The following is a 15,515-nucleotide window of genomic DNA, read 5'->3' as shown; positions in this document are numbered from 1 at the left end:
CGGAGGCTGTTGGTGCTGCGGTGGCGCCACATTGGCAGAGGTGAGGGCGGTACAGGGATGATGAGCACGGCGGGAATACGCCGTGGCCGTTTCCCGCCAGGTCACCAACGGAACGAATGCCTCCGGTGAAGGTCCCGGGAAGATCCGGGGCGCCCATCGGACGTACGGCGAGGGGTGGGGCAACCATGCTGGGAGCGATAGGGCTCGACGAACGCCAGGAGTCCGCTTACCGCGCGCTGGTCGCGCTGGGCGCGGCCGAGGTCACCGATCTCGCGCACCGGCTCGCCCTGCCCGAGCAGGACACCGAGCGGGCGCTGCGCCGGCTGGAATCCCAGGGGCTCGCCGCGCAGTCCTCGGCCAGGACCGGACGGTGGGTGGCGGCGCCGCCCGGGGTGGCGCTCGGCGCGCTGCTGACCCAGCAGCGCCACGAGCTGGAGCAGGCGGAGCTGGCGGCGGCGCTGCTCGCCGAGGAGTACCGGGCGGAGGCGGCGGAGTCCGCCGTCCACGACCTGGTGGAGGTGGTGACCGGCGCGAGCGCGGTCACCCACCGCTTCCTCCAGCTCCAGCTGGGCGCGCAGGAGGAGGTCTGCGCCCTGGTGACGGGAAAGCCGATCGCGGTCTCCGGGATGGAGAACGACGCGGAGGAGCAGGCCGCCGGGCGGGGGGTGCGCTACCGGGTGGTGCTCGAACGCGAGGTGCTCACCCTCCCGACCGGGCTGCTCGAACTGTCAGCGGCGCTCGGCCGCGAGGAACTGATCCGGGTGGCCGACCGGGTCCCCACCAAGCTGGTGGTCGCCGACCGGTCCCTGGCCATGGTGCCGCTGACCGGGCGGGGCGCGGAACCTGCGGCGATCGTCGTGCACGCGAGCGGGCTCCTCGAATCGCTGATGGGGCTCTTCGAGTCGGTGTGGCGGGAGGCGCTGCCGCTGCGGCTGGGGGCGGGCGCGCAGGTCACCGAGGACGAGGCCCCCGGCCCGGACGTGATGGACCTGGAGATCCTGTCACTGCTGCTCGCCGGAATGACGGACGCGAGCGTGGCCAAGCAGCTGGACCTGGGGCTGCGGACCGTACAGCGACGGGTCAAGGGCCTGATGGAGCTGACCGGGGTGACGACCCGGCTCCAGCTCGGCTGGCACGCGTACGAGAAGGGCTGGGTGGCCCGCGGCTGACCGCTGCCGGACGCGCGCTCGCTCCCCATATGCCACGTGCGACCTGCGTGGACTCGCTTTCTGGGGGACGCTGGGCAGCGTGGGTGTGTGGCAGCTCCTGATGGTCGCGACGGTGATGCTGCTCGGTCTGTTCGGGGTGCTGACCCCCGGCGTGCCGGGAACGTGGCTGGTGTGGGCCGCGATGCTCTGGTGGTCCCTGCACGAGCGGACGGACCTCGCCTGGATCCTGCTGGCCTCCTCGACCGGTCTGCTGCTCCTCACGCAGGTGATCGTCTGGCAGCTCCCGCAACGCCGGTTCCGGGGCGTCGGCATCAGCCGGCGGATGATCCTGTACGCGGGCCTGGGCGCGCTCCTGGGTTTCGTCCTGGTCCCGGTGCTCGGCGCGATCCCCGGCTTCGTCGGCGGGATCTACGTCGCGGAACGGCTCCGCCTCGGCGGCCACGGCCAAGCCAGGGCGGCGACCCGGACGGTCATGCGGGCGGCCGGCACGAGCGTCCTCGTCGAGCTCTTCTCGTGCCTGCTGATCGTGGGGGCGTGGGCGGGTGCGGTGCTCTGGGGCTGAGCCGTGCCCGGTGAGGTCTCCTACGGTGCGGTCGCGAGGTAGCGCGCCGCGTACGAGCGCCAGGGACGCCACTCCGCTGCGTCCGGGGCGCCCCCGGGGAGGACGTCCGGGTCGCCGAGGGCCCGCATCCGGATGAGGGCGGCGGCCTCGGGAGTCACGCCGGGGACGGTGAGCAGTGCCCGCTCGGCCTCGTCGCGGTCGGCGCCCGGGTCGAGGCGTACGGCTCCGTCGGCGAGCGCGCGGGCCAGCGGTCCCGCGACGGGGTGGCCGGTCAGGTCGGCCGGGGCCGGGAAGAGGTGGGTGAGGCCGCCGCAGGCGGTGGCCAGGGGCGTGCCGTGCGCTGGGACGAGCCGGGCCGACTCCTCGGGTCCGAGGAGGGTCCGCAGCGCGTACTCCTCCGGCTCGGCGGTCCCCGGGGAGCGTACGCCGGGGCGGGCCGTCACCTCGGCGGCGAGCCCGGGGGCGGCGCCGAGGCGCTCGGCGACCGCGTACGGGTCGGCGTCGAGGTCGAAGAGGCGGCGCAGCCGGTGCACGGCGGTCGTCAGGTCACGCAGCTCGGTGAGGTGGATGCGGGCGTCGAGCCAGCGCCCGGCGGACCGCTCGTCGACGGAGACGACGCCGGTGCCGTACGGGAGGCGGAGCGTGCGCCGGTAGGTGCGGGTGCCGGGGGCGCCGACGACCTCCTCGACGCGGGGCACGGCCTCGGCCGCGAGCAGGTCGAAGACCTCCCCGGCGGCGTACGGCCCCCGGTGGGCGAGCCGCAGCGGGACCCCGGCGGCGAGCGCGGTACGGCTTCCCGCGCCGCTGCCCGCCTCTTCTCGCAGGGCGGTGGGGGTGCGGGCGTAGACGGCGCGGATGGTCTCGTTGAACTGGCGGACGCTGGCGAAGCCGGCCGCGAAGGCGATCTCGGTGACGGGCAGGCCGGTCGTCTGGAGCAGGAGGCGCGCGGTGTGCGCCCGCTGGGCGCGGGCGAGGGCGACGGGTCCGGCGCCGAGCTCGGCGGTGAGCTGGCGCTGCACCTGCCGGGTGCTGTAGCCGAGGCGTCCGGCGAGGCCGGGCACGCCCTCGCGGTCGACGACCCCGTCGCCGATCATGCGCATGGCGCGGCCGACGACATCGGCCCGTACGTTCCACGCGGCGGAGCCGGGCACGGCGTCCGGCCGGCAGCGGCGGCAGGCGCGGAAGCCGTGGCCCTGGGCCGCGGCGGCCGTGGGGAAGAACGAGACGTTGCGCCGCTTCGGGGTGACGGCCGGGCAGCTGGGCCGGCAGTAGATGCCGGTGGTGCGGACGGCGAAGAAGAACTCTCCGTCGAACCGGGCGTCCCTGCTGCTGACCGCCTCGTAGCGGGTGTCGTCGTCCCTCATGCCTCCCAGTGTGCGGGACACGACGACACCCGACTCGCGGATTTCGGACACGACGCTGCGGTCCGGGAGCGCGTCCCGGACCGCGACACGACGCCAAGACAGCCCCTACCGGACGCGCCCGCGCTTGGCCTCCATGGCCGCGCGTCCCTCCGCGCCCTTGCGCTTCCAGTCCTTGAGGATCTCGGTGCGCACCCGGGCGTCGGTCTTGGCCACGATCCGCTGGTTCTCGCGGAGCAGCTTGCGGTAGCTCTCCAATCGGCGCACGGGCAGTGAGCCGTCCTCGATCGCCGCCGCCACCGCGCAGCCGGGCTCCGACTCGTGGGCGCAGTCGTGGAAGCGGCACTGCGCCGACAGCTCCTCGATCTCGGCGAAGACCTGGCCGACGCCGGTCTCGGCGTCCCAGAGCCCGACCCCGCGCAGCCCCGGGGTGTCGATGAGGACGCCCCCGCCCGGCAGGACGAAGAGGTTGCGGGTGGTCGTGGTGTGGCGGCCCTTGCCGTCGACGTCCCGGGCGGCCTGGACGGTCATCACGTCCGTGCCGACGAGCGCGTTGGCGAGGGTCGACTTGCCGGCGCCGGAGACGCCGAGCAGCACGGTCGTCCCGCCCGCGACCACCGCGGAGAGCACGTCGAGACCCTCCCCCGTGGCGGAGCTGAGGGGCACGACCCGCACGCCGGGCGCGACGGTCTCCACGTCCTCGACGAGGTAGGACAGCCCGAGGGGATCGGGCACCAGGTCCGCCTTGGTGAGGACGACGGTGGGCTGCGCGCCGGACTCCCACGCCAGGGCGAGGAAGCGTTCGATCCGGCCGAGGTCCAGCTCGACGGCGAGCGAGACGGTGATGACCGCGTGGTCGACGTTGGCCGCGAGGATCTGGCCCTCGGACCGCTGGGAGGAGGTGGAGCGCGCGAAGGCCGTACGGCGCGGCAGCAGCGTCCGTACGTAGCGGGGGTCGCTGGCGCCCTCGGGGTCGACGGCGGCCCAGTCACCGGTGCAGACGACCCGGAGCGGGTCGTGCGGGGTCACGAACGCCGTGTCGGCGCGCACGATCCCCTCGGGAGTGGCGATGTCGCACTGCCCGCGGTCGACCCGGATGACCCGGCCGGGGAGGAGTCCCTGCCGGGCGTACGGAGCGAACTCCGCCTCCCAGTGCTCGTCCCAGCCGTAGGCGGTGAGGGAGGAGAGGGAAGACGGGTGGAGAGAAGCGTTGAACAAGGGGAACCCTTCGAAGGGTGGCCCCGGCGGCGCGCTCTGCGCGCGGAAGTCGAGTGGGTGTCAGCCGGAGACCACAGGGGTGGGAACGATGAACTCCTGAATGCGGGCAGTGCCCGTCACCGTGACAGTCATCAATGTCCTCACCTCCTGCTTCTTCTCTACGAACAGACCCTGTTCCGTGGAACGAGCAGAACCCTAGCCCGGCCAAGCGGCTCGGTCCACCGATTTAAGCGTTGCCGGAATCCGGGGCGGCTCGTGGCCGGGGCACTCGTCCGTTTCGTTCAAGACCGGGCCCTCCGGCGGCCCCTAGCGTGCGGGGTATGGACACAGCACCCCGCATCACACCCCACCTGGACCTCGTCGGCGTGGTGGTCTCGGACATGGCCGCCTCGCTCGCCTTCTACCGCCGTCTCGGCCTGGACGTCCCGGCCGGGGCGGAGACCGCCCCGCACGTGGAGGCCGCCCTGCCCGGCGGGCTGCGCATCGCCTGGGACACGGAGGAGACCGTGCGCTCCTTCGATCCCTCCTGGCGGCGCCCCGAGGGCGGGAACCGGATCGAGCTCGCCTTCCGGTGCCGTACGCCCGAGGACGTGGACGCGGTGTACGAGGAGCTCGTGGGCGCGGGCCACGGCGGGCATCTGAAGCCCTGGGACGCCGTCTGGGGCCAGCGCTACGCGGTGGTCCTCGATCCGGACGGCAACGGCGTGTCGCTGTTCGCGGACGCGCCGACGGCCGCCTCGTAGGCACTCAGGGTCGTGGCGGCCAGGGCCCTGGTCTCGCGCGCGAGATGGGCCTGGTCGGCGCAGCCCGCGCGGAGGGCGGCCTCGGCGTACGGCAGCCCGGCCCTGACCAGGGCCAGGGCGCGCTGGAGGCGCAGGATCCGGGCGAGCGTCTTGGGCCCGTAGCCGAAGGCGTCCAGGGAGCGGCGGTGCAGCTGCCGGGCGCCGAGTCCGACCGCGTCGGCGGTCTCGGCGACCGGGCGGCCCGCGTCCAGGCGGGCGACGACGGCCCGCAGCAGTGGGTCGGGGGCGGGGGCGTCGGCCGCCCTGCGCAGGGCCAGGGCCTCCAGGGCCGCGGCCGGGTCGGGGGCCTCCGTGATCCGTTCGCCGAGCCGCCGCGCCTCGGCCTCGCCCCAGAGCGCGCCGAGGGCGACCCGCCGGTCGCGCAGTTCACGGGCCGGTACGCCGAGGATCGCCGGCGCTTCTCCGGGGGCGAAGCGGATGCCCGCGTACCGCGTGGCGGGCTCCCCCGGTACGTACGCGTGCGTGTCAGGCCCGGCGACGAGGAGCCGGCCGTCGGCCCAGATCAGGTCCATGCAGCCGTCGGGCAGGACGGGACGTACGGGACGAGAGGACCGCGGCAGGGTCCTCGTCCACAGGACGGCTCCGTCGAGCACGGCCGGGCGCTCCTCGTACATCCTTCGAGCCTACGCCGGGACGGCGGGCCGTCTCATTCCTTCTCCCAGCCCGAGTGGATGCGCGACTTCACGTCGTCCGGGGGCAGGAACTTGGACCAGCGCTCCGGGAACTCGGAGGGCATGTCCGGGTCGTCCTCGTCGACGTCCTCCGCCTCGGCGCGGACGCGGGCGACCAGCTCGGCGGCCTGGACGGCGCGGGCCCGCTCGTTGGCCTCGCGGGCCGCCGCGGTGGCGACGGAGGGCCAGACGCGGTCGATGGCGGCGTTCACGGCGGCGCCGACGAGGACCGCGAAGGCGGAGATGCCGATCCAGAGGAGGACGGCGATGGGCGCGGCGAGGGAGCCGTAGATGGTCGGTCCCTCGACCTGGCTGGTGAGGTAGATCCGCAGCACGAAGCTGCCGAGGACCCACATGCCGAGCGCGACGAGGGCGCCGGGGATGTCCTCGATCCACGGCGATCTGACGGGTACGGACACGTGGTAGAGCGTCGTGAGGAAGGCGATGGAGAGCAGGATGACGGCCGGCCAGTACAGGACGGCGACGACTTCCGTCCCCCAGGGCACCAGTTCGACGACGCGGTCGGGTCCGACGACCGCGAGCGGCAGGACGACGGCGCCGATGATCAGGGCCACGATGTAGAGCAGGAAGGCCAGGAGCCGGGTCTTGACGATGCCTCGGTGGCCGTCGAGCCCGTACATGACGGTGATGGTGTCGATGAAGACGTTCACCGCGCGCGAGCCGGACCAGAGGGCGATGGCGAAGCCGAGGGAGACGAGTTCGGGCCGTTTTCCCTGCGTGACGTCGTCGAGGAGCGGTTTGGCGATGTCGTGGACGCCGCGGTCGGAGAGGACCGTTCCGGCGGCACGGAGGATGTTCTCCTCGATGCTCGCGACGGTGTCCGTGTTGGTCCAGTCGTCGGCGTAGCCGAGGAGGGCGATCAGGCCGAGGAGCAGGGGCGGCAGCGACAGCAGCGTGAAGAACGCGGCCTCGGCGGCGAGGCCGAGGATCCGGTACTCGATGCCCGAATTGACGGTGTCCTTGAGGAGGAGCCAGACCATCTTCCGCTTGGAGACGTTGCGGTAGAGGACGCGCGCTCGGTGGAGCTTGCTCCAGGGCCGCCGCTCGGGCCGATCGGGTGTTTCGCTTGCTGCCTGCACCTGCTTACCGTAGCGGCATGGCAGCGAGCACCCACACCGTGACCAACCAGCCTCCGCCCCTGGTGGGATACGACGTCTTCACGTGCGACCGGACGCTGACGGAGGCCGTCGAACGGCACGTCGCGCCCGAGGTTCTGACGGAGGCCCGCGAGGACCTGACCGTGCTGGGCCAGGCAATGGGGTCGGAGCAGGTCAGGGAGTGGGGCGAGCTCGCGAACACGTACCCGCCTCGGCTGCGGACCCACGACCGGTACGGCAACCGGATCGACGAGGTCGACTTCCATCCGGCCTGGCACCGGCTGCTCGGCAAGTCGGTGGGGGCAGGTCTCACGGACGCGTGGGGCCGCCCGGGTGGTCATGTGCGGCGCGCCGCCGGGCTCCTGGTCGTGTCGCAGGCGGAGGCGGGGCACGTCTGTCCGCTGTCGATGACGCACGCGTCGGTGCCGGCGCTGCGCGCCGAGCCGGAGCTCGCGGCGGTGTGGGAGCCGGCTGCCACCTCGCACGTGTACGAGCGGGAGCTGAGTCCCCTCGCCGAGAAGACGGGGGCGCTGCTCGGGATGGCGCTGACGGAGAAGCAGGGCGGCAGCGACGTACGGGGGAACACGACGGAGGCGCGTCCGCTGGCGGCCGACGGGGAGTACGTCCTGACGGGGCACAAGTGGTTCTGTTCGGCGCCGATGTCGGACGCCTTCCTGGTCCTGGCGCAGGCTCCGGCGGGACTGACCTGTTTCCTGCTGCCGCGGGTCCTCCCGGACGGCTCGCGCAACGCGTTCGCGATCCAGCGGCTGAAGGACAAGCTGGGCAACCGCTCGAACGCCTCCGCCGAGGTGGAGTTCGACGGGACGACCTGGGCGCGCCGGATCGGCGAGGAGGGGCGCGGGGTCCGGACGGTCATCGGCATGGTGGCGGCGACGCGGCTCGACTGCGTGCTCGGCTCGGCGGCGCTGATGCGGCAGGCGGTGGCGCAGGCCGTGCACCACTGCGCGTACCGCGAGGCCTTCGGCGGGGTGCTGATCGAGAAGCCGCTCATGCGGAACGTGCTCGCCGATCTGGCCCTGGAGTCGGAGGCTGCGACGGTGCTCGCGATGCGCCTCGCGGCGGCGTACGACGCAGCCGAAGGCACCGCCGCAACCGACCGCGCCGGCGAAACCGACGGCAGTGACCACGCCGAGCGTGAGCGGGCTTTGCTCCGTATCACCGTGCCGGTGGCGAAGTACTGGGTGACGAAGCGGTGTACGCCGGTGGTGGCGGAGGCCCTGGAGTGCCTGGGCGGCAACGGGTACGTGGAGGAGTCGGGGCTGCCGCGGCTGCTCCGCGAGTCGCCGCTCAACTCGGTCTGGGAGGGCTCGGGGAACGTCCAGGCGCTCGACGTGCTGCGGGCGCTGCGGACCGGGCCCGGGTCGTTCGACGCCTTCCTGCGGGAGGTGGGGGCGGCGCGGGGCGCGGACCACCGGCTCGACCGGGCGATCCGGGACCTGCTGGTCGAACTGGCCGATCTGGAGGGCGTCGAGGCGCGGGCGCGGCGGCTCGTGGAGCGGATGGCGCTGGTGCTCCAGGGCGCGCTGCTGGTGCGGTGGGCGCCGCCGGAGGTGGCGGACGCGTTCTGCGCGTCGCGGCTCGGCGGGGACGGGGGGTCGACGTTCGGGACGCTGGCGCACACGCTGGACCTGCGGGCGGTGGTGGAGCGGGCGCGGGTGGCGGTCTGAGGCGGCGTGCGGTGCGCGCGGGGCCGGTGTGGTCACGGGGCGCGAGACGCCGTACGAGCCGCGCGCGGCCGGTGTGGTCACGGTCCGACATGTCGTACGGCTCGCGTCGGCCGGAGTGTTGAGCCGCGCGTACCAGGGGTGGACCCGCGAGGGTCGGCACGCGCGGAGAGCGGGGGTGGTGCTGCGCCGACACGGCACCACCCACCGCTCACACCACCCTCACGCACGGGCCCGGTCGGTCGCCAGAGTTGCAAAGGGTTGCAGGATTACCCGAACCCGGCCGCGCCGGACGGCCCCGAACGGCACGATGGGCAGCGACACTCCGGACATCTGCCCTTGCAGAACCGATACAGCACCACGGGTGGCTGGGAGAGACCGATGAAGAACACGCAGCTCGACATGAAGCGGCTTGCCGCCATGGACGCCGCCCAGGCCGCCCGGCTGCTGCACCGGGTCCGTGACGCGACCCTGGCGGGCCGTACGCCTCCGATCGCGCCCCGCGCGGTGATCGACGCGTCCTGGCAGCGGATGGCCCGGCTGGGGCTCGACCCCGACCAGGGCACGAGCAGCGTGCTGCTCCAGCGGGACGAACTGGAGCAGCGGCGCAGGAGCACGCTCCTGTCCGAGGTGATGCAGACGCTCAGCGGCGGCCTCGCCGGCATCGCCGACACCTCTCTCCAGATCATGGTGGTCACCGACGAGAGCGGCCGCGTGCTGTGGCGTCAGGGGAACTCCTCGGTGCTGCGCCGGGCGAACGGCATCTGCCTGGAGGAAGGCGCGGCCTGGACCGAGCACGCGACCGGGACGAACGCGGTCGGCACGGCGCTCGCCATGGGCCGGGCCGTTCAGGTGCACTCCGCCGAGCATTACGTGCAGTCGCTGCACAACTGGACCTGCGCCGCCGCGCCCGTGCACGATCCGCGCGATCAGCGGCTCCTGGGGATCCTGGACGTGAGCGGGCCGGCGTCCAGCTTCCATCCGGCGATGCTGGCGCTGGTCGCCTCGGTCGCCCTGCTCGCCGAGGCGGAGATGCGGGAGCGGCACCGGGGGTCGGTGGAGCGGTTGCGGGCGGTGGCCGCGCCGATCCTGTGCCGGGTGGGAGGGCGGGCCGTGGCCGTCGACGTCCACGGCTGGACCGCCGCGGTGACCGGTCTCGCACCGGTGGACCGGATCCCCCTCCCCAAGTCCTTCCGCGCGGGCCGGGTGTGGCTGCCCTCGCTCGGCGTGTGCGCGGTGGAACCGCTGCCCGGCGGCTGGCTGCTGCGGGTCGAGGAGGAGACCCGGCCGGTGGGGCCCGGCGCGGCAGCGGCGAGCCGGGTGGTCCTCGACCTGAGCAGACCGCGCCGCTGGACGGTGGCCGTCTCGGGCGAGGCGGGCAGCTGGCAGCAGGAGCTCAGCCCCCGGCACGCGGAGCTCCTCTATGTCCTGGCGCTGCACCGCGACGGACGGACGGCGGCGGAGCTGGCGGACGACGTCTTCGGGGACCGTACGAGGACGGTGACCGTACGGGCGGAGATGTCCCGGGTACGCCGGAACCTGGCGGGGGTCCTGGCACACCGCCCGTACCGCTTCCGGGAGGAGGTCGCGGTCGAGATCCTCCGCCCGGAGCGCCCGGCGGACCTGCTGCCGCACTCGACGGCCCCGGCGGTGAGGGCGGCGCGCCCGGTCAGGGACGCGTAGGGCGCGTCCCACTCCTTGGACACCCTGCCCACCGGGGGCCACCGGACAGCTGACACGTGACCTGATCCCTGATCCTGGCCTGATCCCTGAACCTGGCCCCGACCTCCGACCCCGGACCCCTGACCCCTGACCCCTGACCCCTGACCCCTGACCCCTGACAGCGGAGCGCGAAGAGCGGCGACCCCGGTCGCCTCCCCACAGGGGCTCGTGATGCGATGGCCCCATGCACATCACCCTCACCACCTGGTCCCTCGAACAGACCTCGCCGTCCGACCTCCGCCCCGCCCACGTCCCGGAGGGCGACGACGTCACGATCGCCCGGGCCGAGGTGCCCTCGGCGGAGTACAGCCGCTTCCTCTACACGGCGGTCGGTGGCGACATCCACTGGAACGACCGCCTGGCGCTCACGTACAAGCAGTGGCAGGAGATCGTCGAGAAGCCGGGGGCCGAGATCTGGGTGGCGTACGACCGCGGGACGCCCGCCGGGTACGTGGAGCTCGACCCCCAGCCCGACGGTGTCGTGGAGATCGTCTACTTCGGCCTGATCCCCGCCTTCCGGGGGCGCCGGATCGGCGGTCACCTCCTCTCCGAGGGAGTGCGGCGCGCCTGGGACCTGGCCGAGCGGTGGCCCGAGCGCGAGGCCACGAAGCGCGTGTGGCTGCACACCTGCTCGCTGGACGGCCCGCACGCGATGGCCAACTACGAGCGGCGCGGCTTCCGGCTCTTCGACACGAAGGTCGAGGAGGTCGAGGAGCCGGAGACCGTCCGCTCGTGGCCCGGCGCGCACGCCTGAGGCACGCACCGACCACGGAGAAGGGGCCCCGAGAGGGCCCCTTTTTCGTGACCTGCACCACAGCGTCTCGCACATCGAGACACCAATGTCCACATTGCGGACGATGCTGGACTGGGTCCAAAGTCCCGTGACACGCTTCCGTCATGTTTGGAACTGGAACTGCCTTGGTGAGTCGGCGGCACGTCGACCTCGGCCGCATGTCCAGCGCCATCTGTCCGGCGCGCTGAGACCACCAGCACCGCCGCGATATCTCCTCTGCCCGACCCTGCTGCGCACTGACGCGCCACCCTCTGACCTCAGCGCGAGTGTGCAGGTCGGAGCCGCCCTCTCGCAGTCCCGAAGGACAAGACGCCATGGCCGCCACCCCGGAAAACCCCACACCCGCCGCCGCCCGACGCAAGACCGGGCGCCACCGTGGCGAGGGTCAGTGGGCCGTGGGGCACTTCACCCCGCTGAACGGCAATGAGCAGTTCAAGAAGGACGACGACGGTCTCAATGTGCGGACACGCATTGAGACGGTGTACTCGAAGCGCGGTTTCGACTCCATCGACCCCAACGACCTGCGCGGACGCATGCGCTGGTGGGGCCTCTACACCCAGCGCAAGCAGGGTCTGGACGGTACCAAGACGGGTGTTCTGGAGCCGGAGGAGCTGGACGACGAGTACTTCATGCTCCGGGTCCGCATCGACGGCGGCCGGCTGACCACGCAGCAGCTCCGGGTGATCGGCGAGATCTCCGAGGAGTTCGCGCGCGGCACGGCCGACATCACCGACCGGCAGAACGTCCAGTACCACTGGATCCGCATCGAGGACGTTCCCGAGATCTGGAACCGCCTGGAGGCGGTCGGCCTGTCGACCACCGAGGCCTGCGGCGACACCCCGCGTGTCGTCCTCGGCTCGCCGGTGGCCGGGATCGCCGAGGACGAGATCATCGACGGCACGCCCGCCATCGACGAGATCTACCGGCGGATCGTGGGCAACAAGGACTTCTCCAACCTGCCCCGCAAGTTCAAGTCCGCGATCTCCGGCTCGCCGCTGCTCGACGTGGCGCACGAGATCAACGACATCGCGTTCGTCGGCGTGCGTCACCCGGAGCACGGCCCCGGCTTCGACGTGTGGGTCGGCGGCGGTCTCTCCACCAACCCGAAGCTCGGCGTCCGGCTCGGCACCTGGGTCTCGCTCGACGAGGTCCCGGACGTGTACGAGGGCGTCATCTCGATCTTCCGCGACTACGGCTACCGCCGGCTGCGCAACCGCGCCCGGCTGAAGTTCCTCGTCGCCGACTGGGGCCCGGAGAAGTTCCGCCAGGTCCTGGAGGACGAGTACCTGAAGCGCAAGCTCGTCGACGGCCCCGCCCCCGAGCAGCCCGCCGGCCAGTGGCGCGACCACGTCGGCGTGCACCGGCAGAACGACGGCCGGTTCTACGTCGGTTTCGCGCCGCGCGTCGGCCGGGTCGACGGCGCCACCCTGACGAAGATCGCCGAGATCGCCGAGGCGCACGGCTCGGGCCGGGTCCGCACCACCGCCGAGCAGAAGATGCTCGTCCTGGACGTCGACGAGGCGCAGGTCGACGGGATCGTCTCCGCGCTGGAGTCGCTCGACCTGCGGGTCACCCCCTCGCCGTTCCGGCGCGGCACGATGGCCTGCACCGGCATCGAGTTCTGCAAGCTCGCGATCGTCGAGACGAAGGGCCGCGGCGCCTCGCTCATCGACGAACTGGAGCGCCGGGTCCCGGACTTCGACGAGCCGCTGACCATCAACATCAACGGCTGCCCGAACGCCTGCGCCCGCATCCAGGTCGCGGACATCGGCCTCAAGGGCCAGCTGGTCCTGGACGACGACGGCAACCGCGTCGAGGGCTACCAGGTGCACCTGGGCGGCGCGCTCGGCCTGGAGGCCGGCTTCGGCCGCAAGGTCCGCGGCCTCAAGGTCACCGCCACCGAGCTCCCCGACTACGTGGAGCGGGTCCTCAAGCGCTTCCAGGCGGAGCGCGAGGACGGCGAGCGCTTCGCGACCTGGACGGCCCGCGCCTCCGAGGAGTCGCTGTCGTGAGCGAGCGCGCCGCACCGTTCCACTGCCCCTACTGCGGGGACGAGGACCTGCGTCCGAACGAGCAGGGTCACGGCGCCTGGGAATGCGCCACGTGCAGCCGAGCCTTCCAGTTGAAGTTCCTGGGGCTGCTCGCCCCGGGCGCTTCGGGCAACACCGCTGGAAGGGAAGAGATATGACGGCCACCCAGATCGAGCAGGACGCCACCGCGGCCGACCTCAAGGCACTCGCCGAGCAGGCCGGCCGCGACCTGGAGGACGCCTCGCCGCTGGAGATCCTTCGGTGGGCCGTGGACACCTTCGGCGCGCGGTTCTGCGTCACCTCCTCCATGGAGGACGCGGTCGTCGCGCACCTCGCCTCGCGGGTCCGGCCCGGCGTGGACGTCGTCTTCCTCGACACGGGCTACCACTTCGAGGAGACCATCGGTACGCGGGACGCCGTCGACGCCGTCATGGACGTCGACGTCATCACCCTGACTCCTCGTCAGACCGTGGCCGAGCAGGACGCCGAGTACGGCGCGAAGCTGCACGACCGCGACCCCGACCTGTGCTGCGCGCTGCGCAAGCTCAAGCCGCTGGAGGAGGGCCTGACCGCGTACAGCGCGTGGGCCACCGGCCTGCGCCGCGACGAGTCCCCGACCCGGGCGAACACCCCGGTCGTCGGCTGGGACGAGAAGCGGGGCAAGGTCAAGGTCTCCCCCATCGCCCGCTGGACGCAGGACGACGTCGACGCGTACGTCATGGAGCACGGTGTCCTCACCAACCCGCTCCTGATGGACGGTTACGCCTCCGTCGGCTGCGCGCCCTGCACCCGCCGCGTCCTGGAGGGCGAGGACGCCCGCGCCGGACGCTGGGCGGGCCGCGCCAAGACCGAGTGCGGGCTGCACGGCTGATGACCCCCACCCCTCAGACCTCCCACACCTCCCAGGAGAATCACGTGACCGGTGCCACCATCTGGCTCACCGGCCTGCCGAGCGCCGGAAAGACCACCATCGCGTACGAGCTGGCCGGCCGCCTTCGCGAGGAAGGCCACCGCGTCGAGATCCTCGACGGCGACGAGATCCGCGAGTTCCTCTCCGCGGGCCTCGGCTTCACCCGCGAGGACCGGCACACCAACGTGCAGCGCATCGGCTTCGTCGCCGAACTGCTCGCCTCGCACGGCGTGCAGGTCCTGGTGCCGGTCATCGCCCCGTACGCCGACAGCCGCGAGGCGGTCCGCAAGCGCCACGCGGCCGAAGGCACCGCCTTCGTCGAGGTGCACGTGGCCACCCCCGTCGAGGTCTGCTCGGTCCGCGACGTCAAGGGCCTCTACGCCAAGCAGGCCGCCGGCGAGATCAGCGGCCTGACCGGCGTCGACGACCCGTACGAGGCCCCCGAGACGCCCGATCTCCGGATCGAGTCCCAGAACCAGACCGTGCAGGAGTCCGCGGCGCAGCTCCACGCGCTGCTCACCGAGAGGGGTCTGCTGTGACCACCGTCGTCAACGTCCACGAGGCGACCGGCAGCCCGTTCGCGCTGTCGCACCTCGACTCCCTGGAGTCGGAGGCCGTCCACATCTTCCGCGAGGTGGCGGGCGAGTTCGAGCGGCCGGTGATCCTCTTCTCCGGCGGCAAGGACTCCATCGTCATGCTGCACCTGGCGCTGAAGGCCTTCGCCCCGGCGCCGGTCCCCTTCACGCTGCTGCACGTCGACACGGGGCACAACTTCCCCGAGGTCCTCGAGTACCGCGACCGCGTCGTCGCCGAGCACGGGCTGCGGCTGCACGTCGCCTCCGTGCAGGAGTACATCGACGCGGGCAAGCTGCGCGAGCGCCCGGACGGCACCCGCAACCCCCTGCAGACGGTCCCGCTGACCGAGGCGATCCAGCGGCACCGCTTCGACGCGGTCTTCGGCGGCGGCCGCCGCGACGAGGAGAAGGCCCGCGCCAAGGAGCGGGTGTTCTCGCTGCGCGACGAGTTCTCCCAGTGGGACCCGCGCCGCCAGCGCCCCGAGCTGTGGCAGCTCTACAACGGCCGCCACGCGCCCGGCGAGCACGTCCGCGTCTTCCCGCTCTCCAACTGGACCGAGCTGGACGTGTGGCAGTACATCGCCCGCGAGGGCATCGAGCTGCCCGAGATCTACTTCGCGCACGAGCGCGAGGTCTTCGCGCGCAGCGGCATGTGGCTGACCGCCGGCGAGTGGGGCGGTCCGAAGGACACCGAGACGGTCGAGACGCGGCTCATCCGCTACCGCACCGTCGGTGACATGTCCTGCACGGGTGCCGTCGACTCCGACGCCACCACGCTCGACGCCGTCATCGCCGAGATCGCCGCCTCCCGCCTCACCGAGCGGGGCGCGACCCGCGCCGACGACAAGATGTCCGAAGCCGCGATGGAAGACCGCAAGCGCGAAGGGTACTTCTAGCC

General features: G+C 72.6%; 16 protein-coding genes. 12 read left to right on the top strand and 4 right to left on the bottom strand.

Features of this window, described 5'->3' with window-relative positions; genetic code table 11:
- Nucleotides 1–185: 185 nt before the first annotated feature.
- Both ACFWWU_RS26270 and ACFWWU_RS26265 read left to right on the top strand, forming a co-directional pair.
- Complete coding sequence (locus tag ACFWWU_RS26270; protein ID WP_384148343.1) at nucleotides 186–1,169, top strand: helix-turn-helix domain-containing protein; 984 nt, start codon at nucleotides 186–188, stop codon at nucleotides 1,167–1,169.
- A gap of 79 nt (nucleotides 1,170–1,248) precedes the next feature.
- Complete coding sequence (locus tag ACFWWU_RS26265) at nucleotides 1,249–1,731, top strand: DUF456 domain-containing protein (protein WP_384148341.1); 483 nt, start codon at nucleotides 1,249–1,251, stop codon at nucleotides 1,729–1,731.
- A 20-nt stretch (nucleotides 1,732–1,751) separates the two neighbouring features.
- Here the strand turns inward: ACFWWU_RS26265 and ACFWWU_RS26260 are convergent, their stop codons facing one another.
- Together ACFWWU_RS26260 and rsgA are read right to left on the bottom strand one after the other, a co-directional pair.
- A complete protein-coding gene (locus tag ACFWWU_RS26260) occupies nucleotides 1,752–3,095 on the bottom strand; it encodes a DNA-3-methyladenine glycosylase 2 family protein (protein WP_384148339.1) in 1,344 nt (447 codons plus the stop codon).
- A gap of 105 nt (nucleotides 3,096–3,200) precedes the next feature.
- The gene (rsgA, locus tag ACFWWU_RS26255) at nucleotides 3,201–4,310 is read right to left on the bottom strand and encodes a ribosome small subunit-dependent GTPase A (RefSeq protein WP_384148337.1); all 1,110 of its coding nucleotides are present in this window, start codon (nucleotides 4,308–4,310) and stop codon (nucleotides 3,201–3,203) included.
- Between the two features lie 320 nt (nucleotides 4,311–4,630).
- Between rsgA and ACFWWU_RS26250 the strand changes: the two genes are divergently transcribed.
- Nucleotides 4,631–5,053: a VOC family protein gene (locus ACFWWU_RS26250; protein ID WP_384148335.1), complete on the top strand. Its 423-nt coding sequence runs from the start codon at nucleotides 4,631–4,633 to the stop codon at nucleotides 5,051–5,053.
- Here the strand turns inward: ACFWWU_RS26250 and ACFWWU_RS26245 are convergent.
- Together ACFWWU_RS26245 and ACFWWU_RS26240 are read right to left on the bottom strand one after the other, a co-directional pair.
- Nucleotides 4,981–5,727, bottom strand: a complete 747-nt coding sequence (locus ACFWWU_RS26245) for a helix-turn-helix domain-containing protein (RefSeq protein WP_384148333.1) — start codon at nucleotides 5,725–5,727, stop codon at nucleotides 4,981–4,983. The genes ACFWWU_RS26250 and ACFWWU_RS26245 overlap by 73 nt on opposite strands.
- A 32-nt stretch (nucleotides 5,728–5,759) precedes the next feature.
- Nucleotides 5,760–6,884 carry a YihY/virulence factor BrkB family protein gene (locus ACFWWU_RS26240; protein ID WP_384148331.1) on the bottom strand — a complete coding sequence of 375 codons (1,125 nt, stop codon included), beginning with the start codon at nucleotides 6,882–6,884 and terminating at the stop codon, nucleotides 5,760–5,762.
- A gap of 17 nt (nucleotides 6,885–6,901) precedes the next feature.
- Between ACFWWU_RS26240 and ACFWWU_RS26235 the strand changes: the two genes are divergently transcribed.
- From ACFWWU_RS26235 to cysD, 9 genes are all read left to right on the top strand, one after another.
- A complete protein-coding gene (locus tag ACFWWU_RS26235) occupies nucleotides 6,902–8,590 on the top strand; it encodes an acyl-CoA dehydrogenase family protein (protein WP_384148329.1) in 1,689 nt (562 codons plus the stop codon).
- Nucleotides 8,591–8,968: 378 nt separating this feature from the next.
- On the top strand, nucleotides 8,969–10,270 hold the full coding sequence (locus ACFWWU_RS26230; RefSeq protein ID WP_384148327.1) for a GAF domain-containing protein: 1,302 nt from the start codon (nucleotides 8,969–8,971) through the stop codon (nucleotides 10,268–10,270).
- 223 nt (nucleotides 10,271–10,493) lie between these two features.
- Complete coding sequence (locus tag ACFWWU_RS26225; RefSeq protein WP_384148325.1) at nucleotides 10,494–11,063, top strand: GNAT family N-acetyltransferase; 570 nt, start codon at nucleotides 10,494–10,496, stop codon at nucleotides 11,061–11,063.
- 143 nt (nucleotides 11,064–11,206) lie between these two features.
- Complete coding sequence (locus tag ACFWWU_RS26220; RefSeq protein ID WP_384148400.1) at nucleotides 11,207–11,290, top strand: putative leader peptide; 84 nt, start codon at nucleotides 11,207–11,209, stop codon at nucleotides 11,288–11,290.
- Between the two features lie 126 nt (nucleotides 11,291–11,416).
- Nucleotides 11,417–13,114, top strand: coding sequence for a nitrite/sulfite reductase (locus ACFWWU_RS26215; protein WP_384148323.1), 1,698 nt, complete (start codon nucleotides 11,417–11,419; stop codon nucleotides 13,112–13,114).
- A complete protein-coding gene (locus tag ACFWWU_RS26210) occupies nucleotides 13,111–13,290 on the top strand; it encodes a hypothetical protein (protein WP_384148321.1) in 180 nt (59 codons plus the stop codon). The genes ACFWWU_RS26215 and ACFWWU_RS26210 overlap by 4 nt, the downstream gene beginning before the upstream one ends.
- Nucleotides 13,287–14,003 (top strand): phosphoadenylyl-sulfate reductase, encoded by a 717-nt coding sequence (locus ACFWWU_RS26205; protein WP_384148319.1) that lies wholly within the window; start codon nucleotides 13,287–13,289, stop codon nucleotides 14,001–14,003. The genes ACFWWU_RS26210 and ACFWWU_RS26205 overlap by 4 nt, the downstream gene beginning before the upstream one ends.
- Nucleotides 14,003–14,581, top strand: a complete 579-nt coding sequence (gene cysC, locus ACFWWU_RS26200) for an adenylyl-sulfate kinase (RefSeq protein ID WP_024757674.1) — start codon at nucleotides 14,003–14,005, stop codon at nucleotides 14,579–14,581. Before ACFWWU_RS26205 ends, cysC begins: the two co-directional genes overlap by 1 nt.
- Nucleotides 14,578–15,513 carry a sulfate adenylyltransferase subunit CysD gene (gene cysD / locus ACFWWU_RS26195; protein ID WP_384148316.1) on the top strand — a complete coding sequence of 312 codons (936 nt, stop codon included), beginning with the start codon at nucleotides 14,578–14,580 and terminating at the stop codon, nucleotides 15,511–15,513. Before cysC ends, cysD begins: the two co-directional genes overlap by 4 nt.
- Nucleotides 15,514–15,515 lie beyond the last annotated feature (2 nt).

The organism is Streptomyces sp. NPDC058650 (assembly GCF_042717315.1).
Classification (GTDB): Bacteria; Actinomycetota; Actinomycetes; order Streptomycetales; family Streptomycetaceae; genus Streptomyces.
The sequence above is the reverse complement of the archived record's forward strand: the minus strand, read 5'-3'. Positions and strand labels throughout refer to the sequence as shown.